Consider the following 22,620-nt stretch of genomic DNA (forward strand, 5'->3'; position numbering starts at 1 on the left):
CCGGGCACCTACCGGCGCGATCGGCGAAGTGTCGGGGCGCTGCAACGTAGTCCCGCAAACCGGCTCGCTCCGCGAGGCGTCGCAGCCGGCGCGCATTCTCATAGATGGTGGAGCGGTGCAGGCCGGCCTCGGCGGATGCTGCGCGCAGATTTGGCATCAGCAGCAGATCGCAGCAGCGCCGCAGGGCCGGCGGCAGCCCTCCGATGAAGCGCCTGACGTCGATAGCGAGCGCCTGGTCGGCTTCCGTGTCCGCCTGCCGATCGACGAGGGTGTCGGCCAGCGCTGACCGATCGGCGCCGTCGTTGCCTGCGTCGAGGCTGAGGAGCTGGCGCTCCGCCCGCAGGCGGGCCGTCGAATTCAGCAGCGTGGCGACGCTATGGGAGACGACGCGATCCGCGAAGGTCGCGAAGCTCGCGCGGCTGGGGTCGAAGGCATCGCGCCGGCGCCATAGATCGACAAAGAGATCCTGCGCGATGTCGTCGGCATCCATGCCGGGGATGCGGCCCTGTCGGTCCAGACGCCTCGCGGTGTTGCGGATATTCTTGAGGATGCGCGCGTCGAGTGCCGCTTCCCGGGTAGGCTGCTCCATGGTCCTTCGCCGTCGATCGAGGACGGGCTCGCGGCCCGATCGATCGCGACCGGCGAAATTTCACGGGGAGGGCTGGGATCGGTGCCGGCGGCTGAGGCGGCTAACGGCGGAACGGCGCGGAGTCATGGCGCTGAGAGCGAAGAAAAAAGTTCGCTTGGCGGGCGCGGTCACCGACGAAATTTCATCGGCGGCGGGGACCGCGCTCCCCGACGGGACGCTCATCCCTGATGATGAAGCGGGCGACGTATGCCCTCCGCGTGACATCCCACGGGAGCGGATCCTCGGCGAGACCGAATGCGTCGCGTAGGTGCTTGGAGAGATGCTCCTTCTGCTTTCTGAAGCTTGCCTCCTTGGACCTGTCACGGACCGAGATCGCACCGCCCAACTCTGCCAGGGAGACCAGAAGTGTCCATGCCAGGGTAGGATGGTTGTTCTTGGCGCTTCGCATCCCGAGATCGCCAGGGTCGAGTTGGCGGGACCAACCGGGAGTCCTGCAGACCAGCGTTGCCGAACTGGTGAGCAGGAAGGTGATCTGCTCCCAGCGGGTCCCTGGTGGCAGCCGGAGGGACGGCGCATTCGGCTGCGCCTTGATGCGGGTGTCCAGCGCACCCCGGATCGGCGCAAGAAGGATGGCCGGTGGCTGGAGCGCCTCAAACCCGTTGGCCCCGAGCCCCATGGCTTCGGACAGTGGGATCACCTGGTGGCCGGCAGCCACCAACCGGGCCTGAACCGGTGCGGGCAGCGACGAAGGGCGTGGAACCAGCACGACGCTGCCAGCTGGATCGAGGCCTGCCGCCCTCAGCTCATCCTCGGCGAGCGGATCCGCCGGGCCCGGAAGCGCCAGGAGGATCGGAGATGCCAAGCCGGCGGCAAGAGCGTGCCGCCCGACCAGCATCACCCTCCCCGAGCCAACGGAGCGATCGGCAGGCTCGGCGTCGAAGGCACGCGCGAGTTCGCGCAGCAGCTTCGCGCGATCGAGCGCGAGGATGGTGACGTCGGCTGCTCTCAGATCGAGCGCATCGCACATCCGGGGGCGGGAGCCGCAGACGGCACGGATTGCGCCGTTGGTGCCGGTGACGACCCGCCGCGGGCAGCCATCGCCGCCGGGATACGGGCACATGACCGACGTCGTCCGGCGGCCGGTACTCTTGAGGTAGGGCTCGATGTCACGCCATTCGGCGCCGAGGACGTCGGTCCAATCCAGGCGGTCGGTCGCTGCGCCGGGAACCTCGTCAAGCGCCTTCCAGAACCGCCGTAGCCGCTTCATCGTCGTCCGCGCCCTGGGTCGCCAGGATGAAGCCCCTGTTCCTGAGCCAACGCTCGACGAGTTCGCTGTCCTCGTTCCGCTCGTACCTGGCGATGCCCGGCGGTCGGACCGTCACCGAGCGTTCCTTCTCGGAACCTTCGAACTTGACCTTGAATGTGGCGCCGACGAGGCGTCCGCCGGAAAGGCCGGGCGCGCCCCGCGCCGCGAGCGCGGCGAAGAGGTTCTCCGCTCTGCGAACCTCCACTTCCTTGAACGCGCCGCCCCAGTATCGCCGGCACTCGACCAGGCGCACGGCGCTGATGCCGTCGATGTCCTCGACGTTCAACGCGTCGGCGCCGTCCTCGGCGAGGGGGTCGAGGGTGAACTTGGCGGCCGGGGGGAAGTGATCCTCGTCCCCGAAGACGAACTTGCCGAACGTCTTGAGGTACAGCTTGCGCTCCCCCTTGGTATTGGCGTGCACCCCGATCTCGCCGTTCCGCTCGTCGTAGAACAGCACGTCGTGCTGCTGCGGCCGGTAGAACTCGGTCGTGGCGCGCCCATCGTCCTGGTGGCCGGCCTCGCGCCGCATCGGAAGGCCGTGCCTGACGAGGATCCAAACCAGGGGGGTATGCCGGAACACGAAGATCCGACACCCCCGGCCGCGCCGGTGACCCTCGAACCAGTTGTCGAGCTCGGCCTCGATCTGCAGCCGGAGGGCCTCGTCGATCTCCGGGAACGGGCGCCGCCCGGCTTGGTGAGGCGCGAAGTACTCGAAGTTCTGCTGCTTCCTGGCCACGGCCTCGGAGTGGCGGGACTGGAGGAGATCGGGGGCGGCCAGCCAGACGTCGATGGCGAGGTCCGCCGGCGTCGCAGCCGGATCATCGTCGAGAGGGACGCCCTGGCGCCGCGCGGCGGCGATCAGCTCCTCCATGTCCTCCGCCGAGGCGGTCTCGTGGACGTAGTAGAGGGCGTCGACCATCTCGCGCGGGGTCGCGTGATCCGGCGTCAGCAGGACGTGCGCGAGGGATTGGTGGTCGATCTCTTCCGCGGGGGCGGGGAACTCGAAGCCGCGGCCGGACAGGTAACTGCGCCAGGGCGCGAAGAACGCGCGCAGCCGCCGCGGATCCAGACTCCTCAGCCGATCCGGGTCCGTGAATTTCCTCGGGTTGAACGAGCCCATGACGCACCACCGCCGATTTGCCCAGCGGTAGAATATCCGGCTCGCAACTCCGCCGTCAGCTGTTCCCCAATCGTTCCGCTCGCTCCCCGTGCGTGCAGCCCGACATCACGGCGGGACCGGCGGTATGTGCAGGCGACCACCCCTCCGCCTTGAGGAACATGTCGCCTCCCGATCCGGCCGCGCTCCGTCCCGCGGGGCTCCCACCCCACCTGCGCGAGGTCTGCGATCTCCTCGCCCGGGGCCTGCTGCGGCTGCGGAGCCGCGCTGCGCAGGAAACGGCGCGCGAGGCCGCGGCGGTGGGAGAGCCTCGCCTACACTTCATCCCCACCCAGCGCCGTCATGCGAACCCCGAGAGAAAGGGAGACGCATGACACAGACTCGACGGAAGCCGCCGGCCGCATCAGAGGCGCCCGCCCCCACCATCCCCGCCATCCCGAAGCCGGACGTGCCGGCGCGCCTCGCCGCGCTGCCCGGCCTGCCGATCGGCGAGCTGAAGGCGGAATGGCGCCGCCTGTTCGGCACCGAGCCGCCGCCCTACAACCGGCGCTTCCTGGAGAGCCGTCTGGCCTACCGCATCCAGGAGCTGGCCTATGGCGGCCTCAGGCGCGAGACGCTGGAGTGCCTCGAGGCGCTGGGCGAGCAGATCGACGGCAGGAACATCACCCTCCGCCGCATCCGCCACGAGGAGCGCCCGATCGCCGGTACGCGCCTGATCCGCGAATACCAGGGCGTCGAGCACGTCGTCACTGTCACCCGCGACGGCTACGAGTGGCAGGGCCGGCCCTACCGGTCGCTCTCCGCCATCGCCCGCGCCATCACCGGCACGCGCTGGAACGGCTGGGTGTTCTTCGGCATCCGGCCGCGGAGGGGCGCATGAGCCGCCGCGACGACGCCATGCCGGCGAAGGTCCGCAAGCTCCGCTGCGCCGTCTACACCCGGAAGTCCACCGAGGAGGGGCTGGAGCAGGCGTTCAACTCGCTCGATGCCCAGCGCGAGGCCTGCGAGGCCTTCATCGCCTCGCAGCGGTCCGAGGGCTGGGTGCTGGTCCGCGACCGCTACGACGACGGCGGCGCCTCGGGCGGCACGCTGGAGCGCCCGGCGCTCAAGCGCCTGCTCGCCGACATCGAGGCCGGCCTCGTGGACGTGGTGGTGGTCTACAAGATCGACCGCCTCTCGCGCTCGCTGATGGACTTCGCCAGGCTGGTGCAGACCTTCGACCAGCACGAGGTCACCTTCGTCTCGGTCACGCAGTCCTTCAACACCACGACCAGCATGGGGCGGCTGACGCTGAACATCCTGCTCAGCTTCGCGCAGTTCGAGCGCGAGGTGATCGGCGAGCGGGTGCGCGATAAGATCGCCGCCTCGCGCGCCCGGGGGATGTGGATGGGCGGCCCCGTGCCGCTCGGCTACCGGGTCGAGCACCGCAGGCTGGTGGTGGACGAGGCCGGCGCCGCGGCGGTGCGGCGGGTGTTCGAGGGATTCGCCGAGCTCGGCTCCGCGACGCGGCTGCTGCCGGTCCTGCGGGCGGAGGGCCTCGTCACGAAGACCGGACGGCCCTTCGACAAGGGGGCGGTCTACAAGCTGCTGGTGAACCGCACCTACCTCGGCGAGGCGGTGCACAAGGGGAAAGCCTATCCCGGCGAGCACGCCGCCATCATCCCGTGGGACCTTTGGGACCGGGTGCACGCCATCCTGGCCGAGAGCCCGCGCGCCCGCGCGGCGAAGAACCGCGCCCAGGCGCCGGCGCTGCTGCGCGGCCTGCTGTTCGGGCCGGACGGGCGGGCGATGTCGCCGACCCACACCCGGAAGAAGGGGCGGCTCTACCGCTACTACGTCAGCCAGGCGGTGCTGCGGGGCGGGACCAACGACGCGCCGCACCGCCGCCTGCCGGCCGGGGAGATCGAGGGACTGGTGATGGCGCAGGTGCGCGCCCTGCTGCGCCAGCCGGAGGTCGTCGTCGGCACCTGGCGGGCGGTGCGGGCGGAGGCGCCGGACCTGACCGAGGCGGAGGTGCGCGAGGCGCTCGGGCGGCTCGATCCGCTGTGGGATGAGCTGTTCCCCGGCGAGCAGGAGCGGATCGTGCGCCTCTTGGTCGAGCGGGTCACCGTCACCGAGGCTGGGGCGGAGATCCGGCTGAACCTGGAGGGGCTCGCCGGGATCGCCCGGGACATGACGGCGAAGCAGCCGCGGGAGGCGCTGGCAGCATGACCAGCGTGACGGTGGTGGTGCCGATGACGATCCGGCGCCGCGGCGGGCGGAAGCGGATCATCGGGCCGGATGGGGCGCCGGTTCGGGCCGGCGCGGACGGCGCGGGCGTCGCCGTCACCGGGGGCGACCCGGCGCTGGTGAAGGCGCTGGCGCGGACGTTCCGGTGGCGGCGCATGCTGGAGGAGGGGCGGTACGGGTCGATTCGCGAGCTCGCCGCCGCCGAGAGAATCAACGACTCCTATGTCAGCCGGGTACTGCGGCTGACGCTGTTGGCGCCGGATATTGTGGAAGCGATCCTCGATGAGCGTCAGCCGAAAGAGATGACTTTGCCGGGATTGCTGGCCCGCTTTCCTTCGGAGTGGGAACGCCAGCAGTTTGTCCCATTGCCTCGCCATTGGCCCTTACGGCGGGGCGCCGTAGGGCTTGTTTTCGCCCGCCGTCCCAGCATTGAACACGCGAAAACGGTGCGATAACCTCGACTTGAGATTGCGTGCCAACGCAGCCTGATGGTCGGGCACCTTGAATCGGCAGGGCGACCGTCCGCCCCCGCGGCGCGTCCGCTGTCTTGGGCGCTCTTCTTGTTGGCTATACGACGGAGCGTGGAGTGAAGGCGTTTGACCTCGATCGTAGCCTCGTCGACAGCTATGCGACCTTCTCCCGCTCCTTCTCGAAGGTTCGCGCTCCTGACCTCAAGGCCGCCATCGACAGACAGTACGACAGCGGCTTCTTCTGGCCTGATGCGCTGCTGTCACTGAATCCGCACTATGAGGCCGGGCCAACCGTCGACGACCTTGCCGCGTCAGGTGATCTCGACCCGCTCACGGCGCGGGTGTTCCGCGCCAAGGGCGAGCCCCTCCGGTTTCACGCTCACCAGGCACAGGCGATAGCGAAGGCGCGCGCACGCCAGAGCTTTGTGGTGACGACCGGCACCGGATCGGGCAAGTCACTCTGCTTCTTCGTCCCGATCATCGACACTGTCATCAGGGCGCGGAAGCAGGGGGACGGGCGACGCACGAGAGCCATCATCGTCTACCCGATGAACGCGCTCGCCAACAGTCAAATCAAGGAGGTCGAGAAGTTCGTCGCCCAGGCCGATCTACCTGACCATCTGCGGCCTTCTGTGCGGCGGTACACAGGCCAGGAGAAGGAGGCGGAGCGCCAGGAGGTTGCTGCCAATCCGCCCGACATCCTCCTCTCGAACTATATGATGCTCGAACTTCTACTGACCCGGCAGGACGATCTCGACAGGCAGGTCGTCGCTAACGCCAGCGGCATCGAGTTCATCGTCCTGGATGAGCTGCACACCTATCGCGGGCGGCAGGGTGCGGATGTCGCGATCCTCGTCCGTCGGCTCCGGGACCGCTGCGCCGGGCCGACACCGCCGATCTGCATCGGGACCTCGGCGACGATGGTCAGCGAAGGCTCTGATGCGTCCCGGGCGGGGACCGTGGCGGAGGTCGCGTCGCGCCTTTTCGGCACCGCGATCGGGCCCGAGGCCGTGATCGACGAGAGCCTTCGGCGCGCGACGGACGACAGCCTGTCCCTGGCCGACGTCCGACCGCTGCTGCGCAGCGCAGTTGAGGCGCCGCTGCCCGACACCCTCACCGACGCGGACCTCCGCCGTCATCCGCTGTCGGTCTGGGTCGAATTGTCGCTCGGCCTCGAGGATGGTCAGGTCCTGCGGCGCAAGAAGCCTATCCCTTTCGGAGAGGCGGCCCAGGCGCTTGCGGACGAGACGGGCTTGCCAAAGGAGCGGTGTGCCGTTGCGCTCGAAGCCTTCCTGACCCGAGTGAGCCTTCCGGAGTACGCCCGGGGCGGGTCGGGCGACCGCGCGTTCCTCGCCTTCAAGCTCCATCGGTTCATTGCAGGATCCGGAGAGGTCTACACCACCCTTCGACCGGCGCCACGGAATGTCTCGCTGGAGGGGCAGATCAACGACCCGGCTGACCCCGAGGCGAGGCTTTATCCTACGCGCTTCTGCCGGTCCTGTGGCCAGGAGCATCATGTGGTCACCCTGGTGGAGGCCGACGGCAAGCAGGTTTTCTTGGCCCGCGACATCGACGATACGCCGCTCGCCGCTGACGATGGCGACGATCTGGCCGGCTATCTCACTCCGGTCGGAGACGGCGACAGCGAGTACAAGTTCACCGGGGATCTCGAAAGCTACCCCGACGAGTGGCTCGAGGAGCAACGCGGTGCAGTCCGGCTCCGACCGAACAGGGCCAAGCAGGTTCCAAGACGGATGCACGTCGCCGCCGACGGAACCGTTCGGCCAGACGGGCGGCCGTTCTGGTTCCTGCCAGGGAAGATGAGCTTCTGTCCGTGCTGCCATGAGATGCCGGCGTCGAAGTCGAGCGAGCGCACGAAGCTGGCCGGCCTGTCCGCGGAGGGGCGCAGCTCCGCCACGACGCTTATCGTCTCCAGCGCGCTGGAGTGGCTGAACCGGCCGAGCAGCGCCGTGCCGGAGGACAAGCGCAAGCTGCTGGCCTTCACCGACAACAGGCAGGACGCTGCGCTTCAGGCCGGACACTTCAATGATTTCCTGTTCGTAAGCCTGCTGCGGGGCGCACTCCTGAGGGCCGTCCTGAGCGCGGGCCAGGACGGGCTGGCCGAGGACGAGTTCGGTCTGCGCGTCGGCCGGGCCCTCGGCTTCACCGCCGAGAACACGGCCAGACGCGTCTACTGGATGGCGGACCCGAAGGCGAGCGGCGTGCAGCGGAAGGACGCAGAGCGGACCCTCACGAAGGTTCTCGCCCACCGCGTCTGGACGGACCTCCGCCGCGGCTGGCGGTTCACCAACCCGAGCCTCGGCGTGCTGAAGTTGATCCGGGTCGAGTACATTGGCCTCGCCGAACTGGCATCTGACGGCGCGCGGGTGGACGCCGCGAGCCCTATCCTCGGCCGCTTGGAGCCGCAGAGGCGCGAGGACGTCCTGCGCCAGATCCTCGATGCCATGTTGGAGGGGTTGGCAATCGACACCGAGTCCCTCGACCTGACGATCCTTGACGCCCTGTCGCAGAATTCGCGGTCGCTGCTCCGCGACCCGTGGGCCATCGACCGCAACGAGACGCTCCGGGGCAAGACCGCCTTCATTCTGGACGCACCTCCGCGGCGTGAGACTGGCCTGCGCGACGAGCAGAGCTTCCTGCGCGGCAGCGCCAGATCCCGCCTCGCGCGGCAGATCAACCGTGAAAAAGTGATCGGAACGAGGCTGGGGACCGCCGACTACCGCGACTTCATGGAGCGGGTCCTCGGCCTCCTCGCGGAGGAGGGGCTGATCCGGCAGGTCGGGACGTGGCAGGACCGTCCGGGCTGGCGGCTGGTGCCGTCCGCCGTCCGCCTGGTTCCCGGCGAGGCAGCCGTGCAGGAGCAGCCTCTCGGCAACCCCTACTTCCACCACCTCTACCTCGGCATCGCCCAGGGCCTCAGCGCTGGGGTGAGCCCCTATTTCGGCCTCGAGGGGCGCGAGCACACGGCACAGGTGCGGCAGGAGCAGCGCGAGTGGCGCGAGTGGCGGTTCCGCTACGAGGAGGAGGACCGGAAGAGCATTGCCGAGCATGAGGCGGAGATGCGGGCCGCATTCGAGCCGACCCAATTCCTCCCGGCACTCTTCTGCTCGCCGACCATGGAGCTCGGTGTTGATATCTCGGCGCTGAACGCTGTTTACTTGCGAAATGTGCCGCCGACGCCTGCGAACTACGCGCAGCGCGCAGGCCGCGCGGGCCGCTCGGGCCAAGCAGCCCTGGTCGTCACCTACTGCGCGGCGCAGAGCCCGCACGACCAGTATTTCTTCGCGCGGCGTGAGCAAGTGGTGGCAGGCGTGGTCCGCCCGCCTGCGATCGATCTCAGCAATGAGGCGCTCGTCACATCTCACCTGCATGCTGTCTGGCTCGCGGAGGCGCGTCTGGCGCTGCCGCCCGACATCCCCGACATCCTCGATCTCGAGGCGGACGGCTTCCCACTGAAGCCAGAGATTCACGCCGTCATCTCCGATCCCGGGCTGGCGGGCCGGGCTCAGGTCGCCATGCGCAGGGTCCTCAACCAAGTGCTCCTGTCGCTCGGCGACATCCCGCCCGTCTGGCTCGGGGACGCAGATGCCTTCGTCGCCCGCGTCGCAGCCGAGGCACCTGGGGAGTTCGACCGCGCCTTCGACCGTTGGCGGGAGCTCTACCGCTCCGCCAGGAGGCAGCTCTCCGATGCCAATGTCCGGTCCGAGATGGCGGGTCTGTCTGGCGTGGAGCGTCGGCGGATCAAGGAGGCGCAGGCGCAAGCGAACGAGCAGCTGGCCATCCTGGAGCAGGGACGAGCGACAAGCGGCTCCGACTTCTACTCCTACCGCTACCTCGCGACGGAGGGCTTCCTGCCCGGCTACAACTTCCCGCGGCTCCCGCTCTATGCCTACGTGCCCGCCTCGGCGGGCCAGACCCGGCAGGGCGCCTTTCTGCAGCGGGCGCGCTTCCTGGCGATCTCGGAGTTCGGCCCGCGCAGCCTCATCTACCACGAGGGGCGGGCCTACCGCGTCGTCAAGGCGAAGCTACCGCCAGAGGCCCGCAGCGCGGACGGCAACGGCCTTGCGACGAAGGAGATCTTCATCTGTAGCGGGTGCGGAGGCGCCCACGACGTGGAGGTCGAGCGGTGCCACGCCTGCCGTGCGCCGATGGCTGGGGCATTGCCCATCCGCAGAACCCTCCGGATCGACAATGTCGAAACGGCGCCCGCTGACCGCATCACCGCGAATGACGAGGAGCGGGTCCGCCAGGGCTTCGAGATCCAGACGGTCTTCTCCTGGCCGCGCCGCAATGGCGAGATTGTCGTCACGGAGGGCGTCCTGAAGGCGGACGACGAGGTCCTGCTCACCCTCCAATACGCGAACAGCGCGGAGATCAGCCGCCTCAACAAGGGCCTGAAGCGGCGGAAAGACAAGGCGATCCTCGGCTTCAACATCGACCCGCGCAGCGGATACTGGAGCAAGGCCGAGGACGAGGACGAGGATGATGCCGCCCCCGACGAGCCACGGTCGGTCCGCATTGTGCCGATCGTGCGGGACCGCAAGAACGCGCTCCTGATGCGGTTCGCCGAACCGGGGCGCTTCTCCCCGACCACCATCGCCACCGTCCAGCACGCCCTGATGCGGGGGATCGAGGTCGCCTACCAGCTCGAGGAGGGCGAGGTGCTCGGGGAGCCGCTTCCGAGCAGGGACAACCGCCGTGCCATCCTCGCCTACGAGGCTGCGGAGGGCGGCGCGGGCGTGCTCAACCGCATCATCTCCGACCCGCAGGCCCTCGGCCGCGTCGCCTACGAGGCACTGTCCCTGATGCACTACAGTAGGGTCGACGAGGCCGTCCTCAGCTGCGACCCCATGACCCTGCGCGACACAGCCGAGGGCACATGCGTCCGGGGCTGTTACCGCTGCCTCCTCTCCTACTTCAACCAGCCCGACCACGAGCTGATCGACCGCACCGACGAGAACGCGAAACGGCTCCTCCTGACGTTGGCGCGCGGCGAGATCACGCTGCGGCCGAACCACGCCGACGTCGAGGAGAGCAGCTGGGCCGCGGCATTCAAGGCGGCCGATCTGCCGGCTCCGGACCCAACTGCCATGACCTTCGCCGGACACGCACTCCGCTTCGCCTGGAGGGCCTACTTCGTCGCAGCCGACCCTGAACCCATCCCGGCGGACGCCCGGACCGAAGCTGAAGCCGCCGGGTGGGTCCTGGTCGAACTGCCGGACGACCCGGCCGGTGGCGTCCCCGAGGCACTAGCCGCCCATCTGAGGAGCTGAGCCGATGTCCCATGCCTTCGCGCCGGGCGACATCGTCCGCACCCGCGGCCGTGAGTGGGTGAACTTGCCGGCACCACGGGAGGGCTGGCTCGCGTTGCGCCCGCTGTCGGGCTCCGAGGCAGACAGGGTACTGCTGAAGCCCGAGCTCGAGCTGCAGCCGGTCGAGCCCGCGCGCTTCGACCTGCCCGCGGACGCTCAGGTCACCAGCCAGACCAACGCCGTACTGCTCGCGGATGCCCTGCGCCTCACCCTGCGCCGGGGAGCCGGGCCGTTTCGCTCCGCCGCTCAGATCGCCTTCGAGCCGAGGGTCTACCAGCTCGTCCCGCTCCTCATGGCCCTGCGGCTGCCGGTGCCGCGGCTGCTGATCGCGGACGACGTCGGCATCGGCAAGACGATCGAGGCCGGGCTCATCCTCCGCGAGCTGTTCGATCGTGGTGATCTCGACAGCTTCTCCGTCCTCTGCCCGCCGCACCTCGTCGAGCAGTGGACGGGGGAGCTGAGCAGCCGCTTCGGGCTCGAGGCCGTGGCGGTCACGGCGAGCACAGCCCCGCGCCTGGAGCGTGGCCTGCCTGTCGCCCAGACCCTGTTCGATGTCCACCCGTTCACCGTCGTCAGCCTCGACTACATCAAGGCCGAGCAGCGGCGCGACCGGTTCGCCCGCGCCTGCCCGAAGATGGTCGTGGTCGACGAGGCGCATGCCTGCGTCGGCACCCACAAGGGACGGCAGCAGCGCTTCCGCCTTCTCTCCGAACTGGCCCGTGACCCCGACCGGGCGCTGCTGATGCTCACGGCAACGCCGCACAGCGGCGACGAGGACGCCTTCGCGCGTCTCCTCTCGCTCATCGACCCGGGCTTCGCATCCCTGCAGTTCGACGACCTGCGGTACCGGGAGCGCCTGGCGCGGCACTACGTGCAGCGGCGCCGCATCGACCTCACCTCGGCGGACTGGGCCGAGGAGCGGGCCTTCCCGAAGCACAAGACGACCGAGTTCCCCTACCGCCTCTCTGCCAAGCACCTCGCTTTCCAGGAGGCCGTGCTCGACTACTGCTTCGGGGTCGTGTCGCGGGCCGGCAGCGGGGAGCGGGAGAGGCGGCTGGCCTTCTGGGGGACGCTCGCCCTGATGCGCTGCGTGGGCTCGTCCCCGGCTGCGGCTCTGAGCGCGCTGCGCAACCGAATGGCCGGCGAGGCCGAGCGGCTGGAACCGCAGATCTACGACGAGGATGGCGAGGACGAGGACGCGGTCGACGTCGAACCCGCGGCTGCGATGGCCGCCGATGCACCGCTCGCTGCCCTCATCCAGACGGCCAGCCAGCTCCTCGGCGAGCCCGACCCGAAGGTCGAGGCGCTGGTCGGTCTGCTGAAGCCGATCATCCGGGAGGGCGCCAACCCGGTCATCTTCTGCCGCTTCATCAGCACGGCGGAGCACGTCCGCGACGCCCTGCGCCGGGCCTTCCCAAAGGTCCGTGTCGAGGCCGTTACCGGGCTGCTGACGCCGGACGAGCGGCGCGACCGTGTGGCGGACATGGCCGAGGCCGAGCAGCGCATCCTGGTCGCGACCGACTGCCTCTCGGAGGGCATCAACCTCCAGAAGCTGTTCGACACGGTCGTGCACTACGACCTGTCCTGGAACCCGACCCGGCACCAGCAGCGCGAGGGGCGGGTGGACCGCTTCGGCCAGCCCGCGCCGGAGGTGCGGTCGGTGCTGATGTTCTCCCCCGACAGCGCCATCGACGGGGCCGTGCTCGATGTGATCCTGCGCAAGGCGGAGGCGATCCGGAAGGCGACGGGCGTCACCGTCCCTCTGCCGGACGAGCGCGGGCCCGTCACCGACGCCCTCATGGCTGCCATGATGCTTCGCCGCGGCACCACGAAGCAGCTCGCGCTCGACCTGCGGCTTACCGACGGTGCGGCGGCGATGGAACAGCGCTGGCGCGATGCGCAGGAGAACGAGCGCAGGTCGCGCGCCCGCTTCGCCCAGAACGCCATGAAGCCGCAGGAGGTGGCGCCCGAGTGGGCGCGGGCGCGCGACCTCCTCGGCGGACCGGACGCTGCGCTGGCCTTCGTCGAGGCCGCCATGAAGCGCTTCGACGCGCCACTCGAGCCGAGGAAGGCGGTCCTCCTCGCGCATGTCCACGCGCTTGACCCGCACCTGCGCGAGCGGCTCGCGGAGCGGGGCCTGACCGGCTCGCTGCGGCTCGCCACCGCGGATCCGGCGCCGGCGGGCGCGAGCCTTCTCACCCGCACCCACCCGCTGACCGCCACCCTGGCGGAGGCGCTGGTCGAGGGCGCGCTCGACCCTGCCTCCCTGCCGGGCCTCGGCCTGGGCCGGACCGGCGCCTGGCCGACCGCGGCGGTGGCGCGCAAGACCATCCTCCTGCTCCTGCGGCTCCGCATGAAGCTCACGGTCCACGCGCGGCGCGAGCGGCTGCTCCTCGCCGAGGAGGCGGCGCTGCTCGCTGTCAGCGACGGCAAGGTCGTCGCGAGCGGACCAGAGGCCCGGACCCTCCTGGCGAGTCCCGCCACCCACGACCTGGCCGAGGTCGCCCGTGCGCGCTTCCTGCGCACCGCGCACGCGGAGCTGCCGGGCCTGCTCGACGGCCCGGTCCGCCAGCATGCGGCCCAGCGCGCCGAGGAGCTGCTGGCCGACCATGCCCGGCTGCGTGCCGCTTCCGGCACGGCACCTCGCCTCACCGTCGAGGCGGTGCTGCCGCCCGACGTGATCGGCCTTTTCGTCCTCCTTCCTGCTGGGGCTTGAGCCGCGATGCCGCGCAAGCCCGTCACCGACATCGCCGCCTGGCCTGCCCTGACGCTGGAAGGCAACCTCATCTCCCCGGCGATGATTGCCAGCATCGACCGGCGCGAGGCGCCGGAGCAGGGCGAGGCCGACTACGGCCTCCGGAAGGGCATCTCGATCCGCGACGAGATCTCGCTCGCCTTCCGGGTCGGCCAGGCACACTACGCCGACTTCCTGACAGCCAGCGCGGTGTCGGCGACGGCGACCATCCGCTTCGTCCGCGACTTCCTGCGCGAGACGCTCGGCTTCGCCGACCTCCGCGAGGAGGCCGGGCCGGTGGCCCTCACCGCCGGCGAGGGCCGGGTACCGGTCGTGGTGGTGCCCCCCGCCGACGAGCTGGACCGCCGCAGCGCCACCCTCTCGCAGGACCGCTCCCGTTCGGCGGTGCTGGTCCTCCAGGACCGCCTCGGCGCCGCCGAGGGAGCGCTCTGGGGCCTGGCGACGAACGGCAGGGTCCTGCGCCTGATGCGGGACAACGCTTCCCTGACCCGGCCCGCTTACATCGAGGCCGATCTCGCCCAGATCTTCGAAACGGAGGACGTCGCCTCCTTCGCCCTGGTCTGGCTGCTGATGCACCGCACGCGCTTCGGGCGGGCGGGCGCGCCGGCCACGGACTGCGCGCTGGAGCGGTGGCGCGAGGCCGGCGCGAAGGCCGGCGAGGCGGCCCGCGACCGGCTCGCCGGGCAGGTGGAACTGGCGCTCAAGGAGCTCGGCTCAGGCTTTCTCGAGGCGAACCGGGAGCTCCGCGAGAAGCTCGCCGCGCAAGAAATCGCCCTGACGGAATGGTTCAACGAGCTGCTGCGCCTCGTCTACCGGCTGATCTTCCTGATGGTGGCGGAGGATCGGAACCTGCTGCACCCACCGGCGGCAGGGGTGGAGGAACGCCGCCTCTACGCCGAGGGCTACAGCCTGGCGATGCTGCGCGCCCAGGCCGCGCGCCGCGGCGCCTGGGACCGGCACCACGACCGCTACGAGGGGCTGAAGGTGGTCTTTCGCGCGCTGGCCGGCGGAGAGCCGCGGCTCGGCCTGCCCGCGCTCGGCGGGCTCTTCGCGCCGGGGCTGCTGCCGACGCTGGAGGCGGCGCGCCTGCCGAACCGCGCCTTCCTCTCCGCCATCTACCGCCTCGGCTGGATCTCGGACGGGGCAGGCATGGCGCCGGTGAACTGGCAGGCCATGGAGACGGAGGAGCTGGGCTCGGTCTACGAGAGCCTGCTCGAACTCCAGCCCCAGTTGGCCGAGGAGGGCCGCCGGCTGGTCTTCGCCTCCGACGCGGCGGAGGCGCGCGGCAACCAGCGCAAGACCACCGGCAGCTACTACACCCCGGACAGCCTGGTGCAGGCGCTGCTCGACACCGCCCTCGACCCCGTGCTCGACCGCGCGGAGGCGGCGGCCGAGGACCCGGCCGAGGCGCTGCTGAGCCTGACGGTGGTGGACCCCGCCTGCGGCTCCGGCCACTTCCTGCTGGCCGCGGCGCGGCGCATCGCCACGCGCGTCGCGCGCCACCGCGCCGGCGGCACCCCTTCGGCCGAGGATTTCCGCCACGCGCTGCGCGATGTGGCGCGGCGCTGCCTGCACGGCGTGGACCGCAACCCGATGGCGGTGGAGCTGACCAAGGTGGCGCTGTGGATCGAGACGGTGGATCCCGGCCTGCCGCTCGGCTTCTTCGACGCGCAGATCCGCTGCGGCGATTCGCTGCTCGGCGTTTTCGACCTGACGGCACTGGAGAAGGGCATCCCGGACGGCGCCTACAAGCCGCTGGCCGGGGATGACCGGGAGACGGCGCGCCATTTCGCGGCGCGCAACCGCAGCGAGCGCGCGGGGCAGGGCAGCCTCGACTTCGCGCGCGGCGGCGGCGCGCTGCCGGCGGCGCGGCAATTCGCCAGCCTGGGCGGCCGGCTGCGCGCGCTGCCCGAGGACACGCCGGAGCAGGTGGCGGAGCGCGCGAGGCTCTTCGCGGCGCTGCGCGGCGGGCCGGAATGGTATGCGTTCAAGGTGGCCTGCGACGCCTATGTGGCGGCCTTCCTCGTGCCCAAGACCGGTGGCGTGCCGGCGAACCGCCACACGGTGACGATCCCGACCACCGCGCATGTGTGGGAGGCGATGGCGGGGCGCATGCCCTTTGGCCCGCTGGTCGGGCGGGTGGTGGAACTGGCCGAGGCGGCGCGCGCCTTCCACTGGCCGCTCGAGTTCCCGGATGTGATGGCGCGCGGCGGCTTCGACGTGGTGCTGGGCAACCCGCCCTGGGAGCGGATCAAGCTGCAGGAGCAGGAGTTCTTCGCCGCCCGCTCGCCCGAGATCGCCGCCGCGCCGAACAAGGCGGCGCGGGAGCGGCTGATCAAGGCGCTGGAGAAGGCGCCGGAAGGCTCGCCGGAGCGGGCGCTGCACGCCGCCTTCCTCGCCGCCAAGCGCGAGGCCGAGGCGGCGAGCGAGTTCGCGCGCACGCCCGGCGAGGAGGGCGGGCGCTTCCCGCTCACGGGCCGCGGGGACATCAACACCTACGCCTTGTTCGCCGAACTCTTCGCGCGGCTGGCCGCGCCCCAAGGCCGGGCGGGGATGATCGTGCCGACCGGCATCGCCACCGACGCCACCACCGCCCCCTTCTTCGCCCATCTCGTTGCCGACCGGCGGCTGGTGCGGCTGGTGGATTTCGAGAACCGCGCCGGCCTGTTCCCGGCGGTGGACAGCCGCATGAAATTCAGCCTGCTCACCCTGGGCCGCGATGCGCCGGCGGCGGAGTTCGCCTTCTTCCTCACCGATGTCGCGCAACTGGCCGACGCCGAGCGCCGCTTCACCCTCTCCCCCGAGCAGATCGCGCGGCTGAACCCCAACACCCGCACCGCGCCGGTGTTCCGCTCCCGCGCCGATGCCGACCTCACGGCGAAGATCTACGCCCGCGTGCCGGTGCTGGTGGAGGACGCGAAGGGCCCGGCGGGCAATCCCTGGGGCGTCAGCTTCGCGCGGCTGTTCGACATGGCCAATGACAGCGCCCTGTTCCGCACCGCGGCGCAGTTGGCGGCCGCAGGCTTCGTGCGGCAGGGCACGGCGTGGGTGGCCGAGGGCGCGCGCCCCCGCCAGGGGGTGCTGGCGGCGGAGGGCGGCGGCGCCGGCCTGTTCGACCTGCCGGGCGCGGGCCCGCGCGCGCCGCGGCGCTACCTGCCGCTCTACGAGGCGAAGATGATCCACCAGTTCGACCATCGCTGGGCCGGCTATGCCGAGGATGGCGAGACGACGCTGGACATCCCCCCGGAGCGCAAGCGCGACCCGGGCTTCGAACCCGACCCGCGCTACTGGGTGCCGGAGGAGGAGGTGGAGCAGAGGCTGCGCGCCAAGGGCTGGTCGCGCGGCTGGCTGCTGGGCTGGCGGGACATCGCCCGCGCGACGGACGAGCGGACGGTGATTGCCACGGTGTTTCCGCGCGTAGGGGTGGGGAACAAAATTCCGCTAATCCTCTCTAATGAAACCCCGGAGTTTTTGGTCGCCCTCTCGGGAAATCTCTCTTCTCTCGTTTTTGATTTTGTTTCTAGGCAAAAGATCGGCGGGACAACGCTAAATTTTTTCATCTTCAATCAACTCCCCGTCCTCCCCCCCGCCTTCTACACCGCCCCACGCCTCGCCTTCCTGCTCCCACGCGTGCTCGAACTCACCTACACCTCCCACGCGCTCGCCCCCTTCGCCCGCGACCTCGGCCACACCGGCCCGCCCTTTGCGTGGGACGAGGCGCGCCGCGCCCGGCTCCGCGCCGAACTCGACGCCTTCTACGCCCGCGCCTACGGCCTCACGCGCGACGAAATGCGCTACATCCTCGACCCCGCCGAGGTGAAAGGCCCTGCCTACCCGTCCGAGACCTTCCGCGTGCTGAAGGAGAAGGAGATCCGCCTGTACGGCGAGTACCGCACCGCCCGCCTCACCCTCGCCGCCTGGGACGCGATGGAGGCCGACGGCAGCTTCCGCGCGATGGACCTGCCGTGACGATTCACGTCCCGTTCCAGACCCTGTAGCCTCCCGCCCCGGAGGAGCGATTCGGTGAGCAAGCGCCTGCGCGACCCGGTGCACGGGCTGATCGTGTTCGACGTGGAGAATGACCCGGTCGACCGCCTCGCCTGGCGCCTGCTGGACACGCCCGAGTTCCAGCGCCTGCGGCGGATCCGACAGCTCGGCGTCTCGGAGTTCACCTTCCCCTCCGCCGTCCACACGCGCTTCGCGCATTCCATCGGCGTCTTCCACACCGCGCGCACCCTGGTCCGGGTCATCGCGCGGGAAATGAGGCGCAACGGCGGGACGCCGGACGATCGCAAGGCCGAGGTCGCGCTGATCGCCGCCCTGCTGCACGACCTCGGCCACGGCCCGTTCAGCCACACCTTCGAGCATGTCCAGGAGGCCCGCGGTGCCCGCAAGCGGCACGAGCAATGGACGGCCGAGATCATCCGCAACCCGGCCGGGCGCATCCGCCCCTTGCTCGAAGCCTTCCGCGCGGGCTTCGCCGAAGAGGTCGCGGCGCTCTTGGAGAGGGAAGACCCGGAGGACATCTACCACGCCGTCGTCTCCAGCTCCTTCGACGCGGACCGGCTGGACTATCTGCGCCGGGACAAGCTGATGACCGGCACCGGCGCCGGCGGCATCGACTTCGATTGGCTGGTGGAGAACATCCGCGTCGCGCCCATCGCGCTCGACGCGCCGGACGGGGACGACGCCACGCCGCACCGCGTCCGGACCTTCTGCCTGGACCGGAAGGCCCTGCCGGCGGCGGAGCAGTTCCTGCTCGCGCGCTACACGCTGCACGAGCAGGTCTATTTCCACAAGACCACGCGCTGCGTCGAGGCGATGATCGGCCGGCTGCTCGCGGCGGTCGCCGACGCCGCCTCCGGCGCGGGGAACGCGGTGGAACGGACCGGGCTGCCCGCCGGCCATCCGCTGCTGCGCTTCTTCGGCGAGGGCGGCGAGACGGTGCAGAACTACCTCGCCCTGGATGACGCGCTGATCTTCGGTTCCCTCGACGCCATGACGACGGCGGCCGATCCCGTGATCGCGGACATGGCCGCTCGCCTTCGCGACCGGAACCTCTACAAGACGCTCGATCTTGCGGAGTTCGGCGCCGACAAGGGCCGGCAGGCCAGCCGGCAACGCTGGATCGAGGAAGAGTTCGCCGACAAGATCGCGAACGGCCGGGTCATCCGCGACGACCAGGCCGCGATCGGCATCTATGCCGAGATCGGCGGTGATGAGGACCGCATGCACAAGAGGCTCCACATCCTCGACGGCGGCACGCCCACCGAGATCAGCAGGCTCTCCGAGCTGATCCGGGCCTTGGAGCCCAAGAAGCGGTTCCGCCGTTTCTATTTCGCCGACAAGGCCGACCGCGATGCGGCACGCCAGATAGGGAGGGCCCGATGACCGTTGAACCCGAGCGCGTGGTGGACGAGATCGTCGCCGCTGCCGGCGGCCGCCTGGTGAGCCGCATCCGCCTTCAGAAACTCGCCTATCTGCTGGACCAGCTCGGCGCGAGGAGCGGCTTCCGATACGCGTATCATCACTACGGGCCGTACTCGCGAGACCTGGATGCCGCGGTCTTCGACGCCGAGGCCTTCGGCTTGGTGGAAGAGAAATACGAGCATCGCAAGCTCGACGGGGCTCGATACAGCATCTTCGAACGCAAGGCCGAGGCCGGACCTCCGGCATTCTCCTATCTCGGCGATCCAAGGCTGCGGGACGTCGTCAAGCGTCTGGCGGCGGTGAATGCGACCGTCCTCGAACTCGCCGCGACCGCGCATTGGCTCGCGGCGAACGAGAAGGCGCAGGATTGGAGAACCGAGATCATCCGCCGGAAGGGATCCAAGGCCAGCGAGGGCCGGCTTGCCGAAGCCATGCAGCTTCTGGCCGAGCTGGGGTTGCCGCCGGCCGCGGCGCAGGGCTGACCGGTCCCCCGCCGCTGGCATGCCATGATCGAGGCGCCACAAGGCTTCGTCGTCGCCGAGGAATGCCGCAAGGCGGCCTGGCAGAACGGCTACCGCCGCGCGCTGGGGCAGCAGGATGGCTGGGCGCGCTACGGCTCGACCACGGCGAGGGGCGACATCCACCTCGCCGCCGAAGGGGCGGGTGGGCCGTGGTACCTCGCCCTCGACCATGTTGGCGTCATTGCGGAGCTCGGCCTGCCGCCGGCCGACATGCCCGGTCCCGGCCGCGCCCGCTTCGCCTTCGCCAAGCTAGGGGAGCTCTACCGGGTCCTGCCGCGCGTCTATGCGCTGGCCGTCAGCCTGCCTGATGCTCCGCTGCAGACCTTCCTGGACAAGACCCGGAACCTGCCCCGCACGACCGAGGCCGAACGGCTCGTCCTCCAGCGCGTCGGCCAGGACATCTTCCGCGAAGGGCTGATGGCCTACTGGGGCGGGCGCTGTCCCCTGACCGGCATCACGGAGCCCGCGCTGCTCCGCGCCTCCCACATCAAGCCTTGGGCACGCTGCGAGAGCGACGCGGAACGCCTGGACGTGCACAACGGCCTGCTCCTCTCCGCCCTGTGGGACGCCGCCTTCGACACGGGCCTCGTGACCTTCGAGGATGATGGCACGCCCCGCTTCGCTTCGGGCTTGAGTGCCGAGGCCCGGGCTGCACTTCGCTGGAGTGCCCCCTTGCGGTTGACCGCGCAGCATCGCGCGCAGTTGGCCTGGCACAGAGAGAACGCGTTCGACGTGGAAGCGAAGGCGCCAGGCCTACCCTCGCCAGGGGCCTGACCCGGGATGCCTGCGGCTTCTCGGATACCGCCTGCCGGCAACCCTATCGGCGTTCGCACGGCCCTTTGGGGAGGCTATCAGACGTCGACCATCACGGCCGGTCGGATCCTGCAGGGCTGTGCGCGGGTAATGTGCACTGGTGTCCGCCGTAGGCGCTGTTTCGCAGCCGGTCTCCTGTCGGCGCCCAAGAGAGTTTCGAACCGGTCCCGGTGGAGCTACTCGGAAGCCCGCTTGGAACATTCGGTTCACGACCCGTACCAAATCGCCGAAGTCAACAGATTCGGAAAGCATCGACGGCCGGAGAGCCGTATTCGCCGGTCGTTTCACCTCGAGCGGTCAACAGGTCGGCACGCCGAACCCCGCGCCACAGGCGATCTCAGACGCTGCCGCCGAGGCAGAGAGCAGGTTTGCGGGGGAGAGAGTGGCGTCCCCAACGGGATTCGAACCCGTGTTACCAGCGTGAAAGGCTGGTGTCCTAGGCCTCTAGACGATGGGGACCAGGGCCGGCCCGCGCCTGCGTGGCCGACGCGGTTCACGCCGCACAGACCCCAGCCTCCGGCAGCCCATGGGTCGCAAGGGCCGAGCGCGCGGCGAGGTCCGCCGCGGCGCTACCTAGCCGGTCCGGCCGCGCCCGTCCACCTGTTCTTCGGGGTGCGGCCGGGCGAAGCCCGGGACGCACCTCGGGCGGGACGTGCCGCTTTCGCGCAGCCTGGCCCTGCCACAGCGGGCGGAAAGCGCTAGGCGCGGCCGATTCCGCCGGCTCGGCCCTCCCGCGGAGAGGGCAAGGGCCGTTCGCCGCTTCCCGCCCGCCCGGCTGCGACGCCGCGGCGCTTCTCGCTCATCCACCCAGGCCGCCCGCGCGCCGCACCGTCGCGACGCAGCGGGCCGGAGCTGCTGGCGAGCGCAGCGAGTCCGCCACCGACACCAGCGCCGCCATCGGCGTCCGCATCCCACGGATCGCCGTACCGCCGAACGCATTAGCGCAAAGCGAGCACCGCCGGGGTCGGAGGTTTCGCGCCGGCCGGGCCGGGTCAGGGCGTCCGCCACACGCCGGGACCAGCGTGCCGTTCGCAAAGACCTGACACGCCGGCTCATGCCGGCGGCTACGGTCAGCAGCGGCTTGCCGTCGGAGCCCTCGCCAGCCCGCAGGAGGCGCGCACCGCCCCGGCTATCGCCGTGATCACGCTCCGTGGCCGGCCGCGACGGACTGGTAGGCAGACTGCCGGTGCGGCCGCGGAGGCGCTCCCGCCGCAGACGCAAAGGTGCAAGGGCAGGCTCCGCCTCTGGCCGGCGCGCCCTCGCGGGCTGAGACGACGCTTGCCGCGAGGGGATGGACCGGTTTCCCCCGCATCGCGCCGGGGGACGCGATCCTCGCCGGAGCCCCCTGCGAAACGCCTTGCTGAGCGGCTGATGGCTGATTCGCTGAGCCTCGCGAAGGCTGAGGCGAGGCGGGGATGGGTCAGCGGCGGATCGGACAGGGGAGCCTGGCGGAGGCGCTGCTGCCGGCGGGTGCCGGGTCGAACCGCCGGCTGGGGCGCATCGCCGGCCCGATCGACTGGGCGCCGATGGAGCGCCTGCTCGCGCCGCTGCGCGCGCCGACGGGGCGGCCCGGCTACCCGCCGCTGGCGCTCTTTCGCGCGCTGCTGCTGGCGCAGCGGTGCCAGCTTTCCGATCCCGGCCTCGAGGAGGCGCTGGCCGACCGGCTGTCGTTCCGCCGCTTCTGCGGCTGCGGCCTCGACGACGGCACGCCGGACGCGACGACGCTGTGCCGGTTCCGCGCCGCCTTGGCCGAGCGCGGCCTCGCCGGGGCGCCGTTCGCCGAGCTGAACCGCCGGCTCGACGCCCGCGGCCTGGTGCTGAAGGCCGGCACGCCGAGCGACGCCACACCGGTCGAGGCCGCCGTCGCCCGCCCGCCGCCCAGCGCGGGCGAGGTCTCCACCAGGGATCCGGAGGCCGGCTTCCCCCGGCGCGGCCAGCGCAGCTTCTTCGGCTTCACGGCGCAGGCCGCGGTCGATCTCGGCTCCGACCTGATCCGCGGCGCCGTGCCGACCGGCGCCGATGGCGGCGACAGCCTCGCCGCCGACGGGCCGATCCAG

The 22,620-nt window shown here is 70.5% G+C and carries 13 protein-coding genes and 1 tRNA gene; 10 read left to right on the plus strand and 4 right to left on the minus strand.

What is annotated here, in order from left to right:
- From K1J50_RS15590 to K1J50_RS15600, 3 genes are all read right to left on the minus strand, one after another.
- The coding region (locus K1J50_RS15590; protein ID WP_304502922.1) for a sigma factor at positions 1-589 on the minus strand (589 nt) is incomplete at its 3' end.
- 181 nt (positions 590-770) lie between these two features.
- The gene (locus K1J50_RS15595; RefSeq protein WP_220118689.1) at positions 771-1,856 is read right to left on the minus strand and encodes a hypothetical protein; all 1,086 of its coding nucleotides are present in this window, start codon (positions 1,854-1,856) and stop codon (positions 771-773) included.
- The gene (locus K1J50_RS15600) at positions 1,822-3,015 is read right to left on the minus strand and encodes a hypothetical protein (RefSeq protein WP_220118690.1); all 1,194 of its coding nucleotides are present in this window, start codon (positions 3,013-3,015) and stop codon (positions 1,822-1,824) included. Before K1J50_RS15600 ends, K1J50_RS15595 begins: the two co-directional genes overlap by 35 nt.
- Before the next feature lie 367 nt (positions 3,016-3,382).
- Between K1J50_RS15600 and K1J50_RS15605 the strand changes: the two genes are divergently transcribed.
- From K1J50_RS15605 to K1J50_RS15645, 9 genes are all read left to right on the plus strand, one after another.
- Complete coding sequence (locus K1J50_RS15605; RefSeq protein ID WP_220118691.1) at positions 3,383-3,892, plus strand: DUF2924 domain-containing protein; 510 nt, start codon at positions 3,383-3,385, stop codon at positions 3,890-3,892.
- Complete coding sequence (locus K1J50_RS15610) at positions 3,889-5,223, plus strand: recombinase family protein (protein WP_220118692.1); 1,335 nt, start codon at positions 3,889-3,891, stop codon at positions 5,221-5,223. The genes K1J50_RS15605 and K1J50_RS15610 overlap by 4 nt, the downstream gene beginning before the upstream one ends.
- Positions 5,220-5,696 carry a hypothetical protein gene (locus K1J50_RS15615; protein ID WP_255575346.1) on the plus strand — a complete coding sequence of 159 codons (477 nt, stop codon included), beginning with the start codon at positions 5,220-5,222 and terminating at the stop codon, positions 5,694-5,696. Before K1J50_RS15610 ends, K1J50_RS15615 begins: the two co-directional genes overlap by 4 nt.
- Positions 5,697-5,827: 131 nt before the next feature.
- The gene (locus K1J50_RS15620; protein WP_220118693.1) at positions 5,828-11,005 is read left to right on the plus strand and encodes a DEAD/DEAH box helicase; all 5,178 of its coding nucleotides are present in this window, start codon (positions 5,828-5,830) and stop codon (positions 11,003-11,005) included.
- Positions 11,006-11,009: 4 nt separating this feature from the next.
- Positions 11,010-13,760: a DEAD/DEAH box helicase gene (locus tag K1J50_RS15625; RefSeq protein ID WP_220118694.1), complete on the plus strand. Its 2,751-nt coding sequence runs from the start codon at positions 11,010-11,012 to the stop codon at positions 13,758-13,760.
- Between the two features lie 6 nt (positions 13,761-13,766).
- The gene (locus K1J50_RS15630) at positions 13,767-17,768 is read left to right on the plus strand and encodes an Eco57I restriction-modification methylase domain-containing protein (RefSeq protein ID WP_220118695.1); all 4,002 of its coding nucleotides are present in this window, start codon (positions 13,767-13,769) and stop codon (positions 17,766-17,768) included.
- A 54-nt stretch (positions 17,769-17,822) separates the two neighbouring features.
- The gene (locus tag K1J50_RS15635) at positions 17,823-19,190 is read left to right on the plus strand and encodes an HD domain-containing protein (protein WP_220118696.1); all 1,368 of its coding nucleotides are present in this window, start codon (positions 17,823-17,825) and stop codon (positions 19,188-19,190) included.
- A complete protein-coding gene (locus K1J50_RS15640; RefSeq protein WP_220118697.1) occupies positions 19,187-19,711 on the plus strand; it encodes a hypothetical protein in 525 nt (174 codons plus the stop codon). Before K1J50_RS15635 ends, K1J50_RS15640 begins: the two co-directional genes overlap by 4 nt.
- A 24-nt stretch (positions 19,712-19,735) precedes the next feature.
- Positions 19,736-20,524: an HNH endonuclease gene (locus K1J50_RS15645; protein ID WP_220118698.1), complete on the plus strand. Its 789-nt coding sequence runs from the start codon at positions 19,736-19,738 to the stop codon at positions 20,522-20,524.
- Positions 20,525-20,946: 422 nt separating this feature from the next.
- On the opposite strand, the gene K1J50_RS15650 is transcribed toward K1J50_RS15645, so the two are convergent.
- Positions 20,947-21,022 (minus strand) — tRNA-Glu (locus tag K1J50_RS15650).
- A 956-nt stretch (positions 21,023-21,978) separates the two neighbouring features.
- On the opposite strand from K1J50_RS15650, the gene K1J50_RS15655 reads away from it, so the two are divergent.
- Positions 21,979-22,620: transposase (locus K1J50_RS15655; RefSeq protein WP_220118699.1), on the plus strand; the 642-nt coding region annotated here is incomplete at its 3' end.

It is taken from the genome of Caldovatus aquaticus (assembly GCF_019458025.1).
Classification (GTDB): domain Bacteria; phylum Pseudomonadota; class Alphaproteobacteria; order Acetobacterales; family Acetobacteraceae; genus Caldovatus; species Caldovatus aquaticus.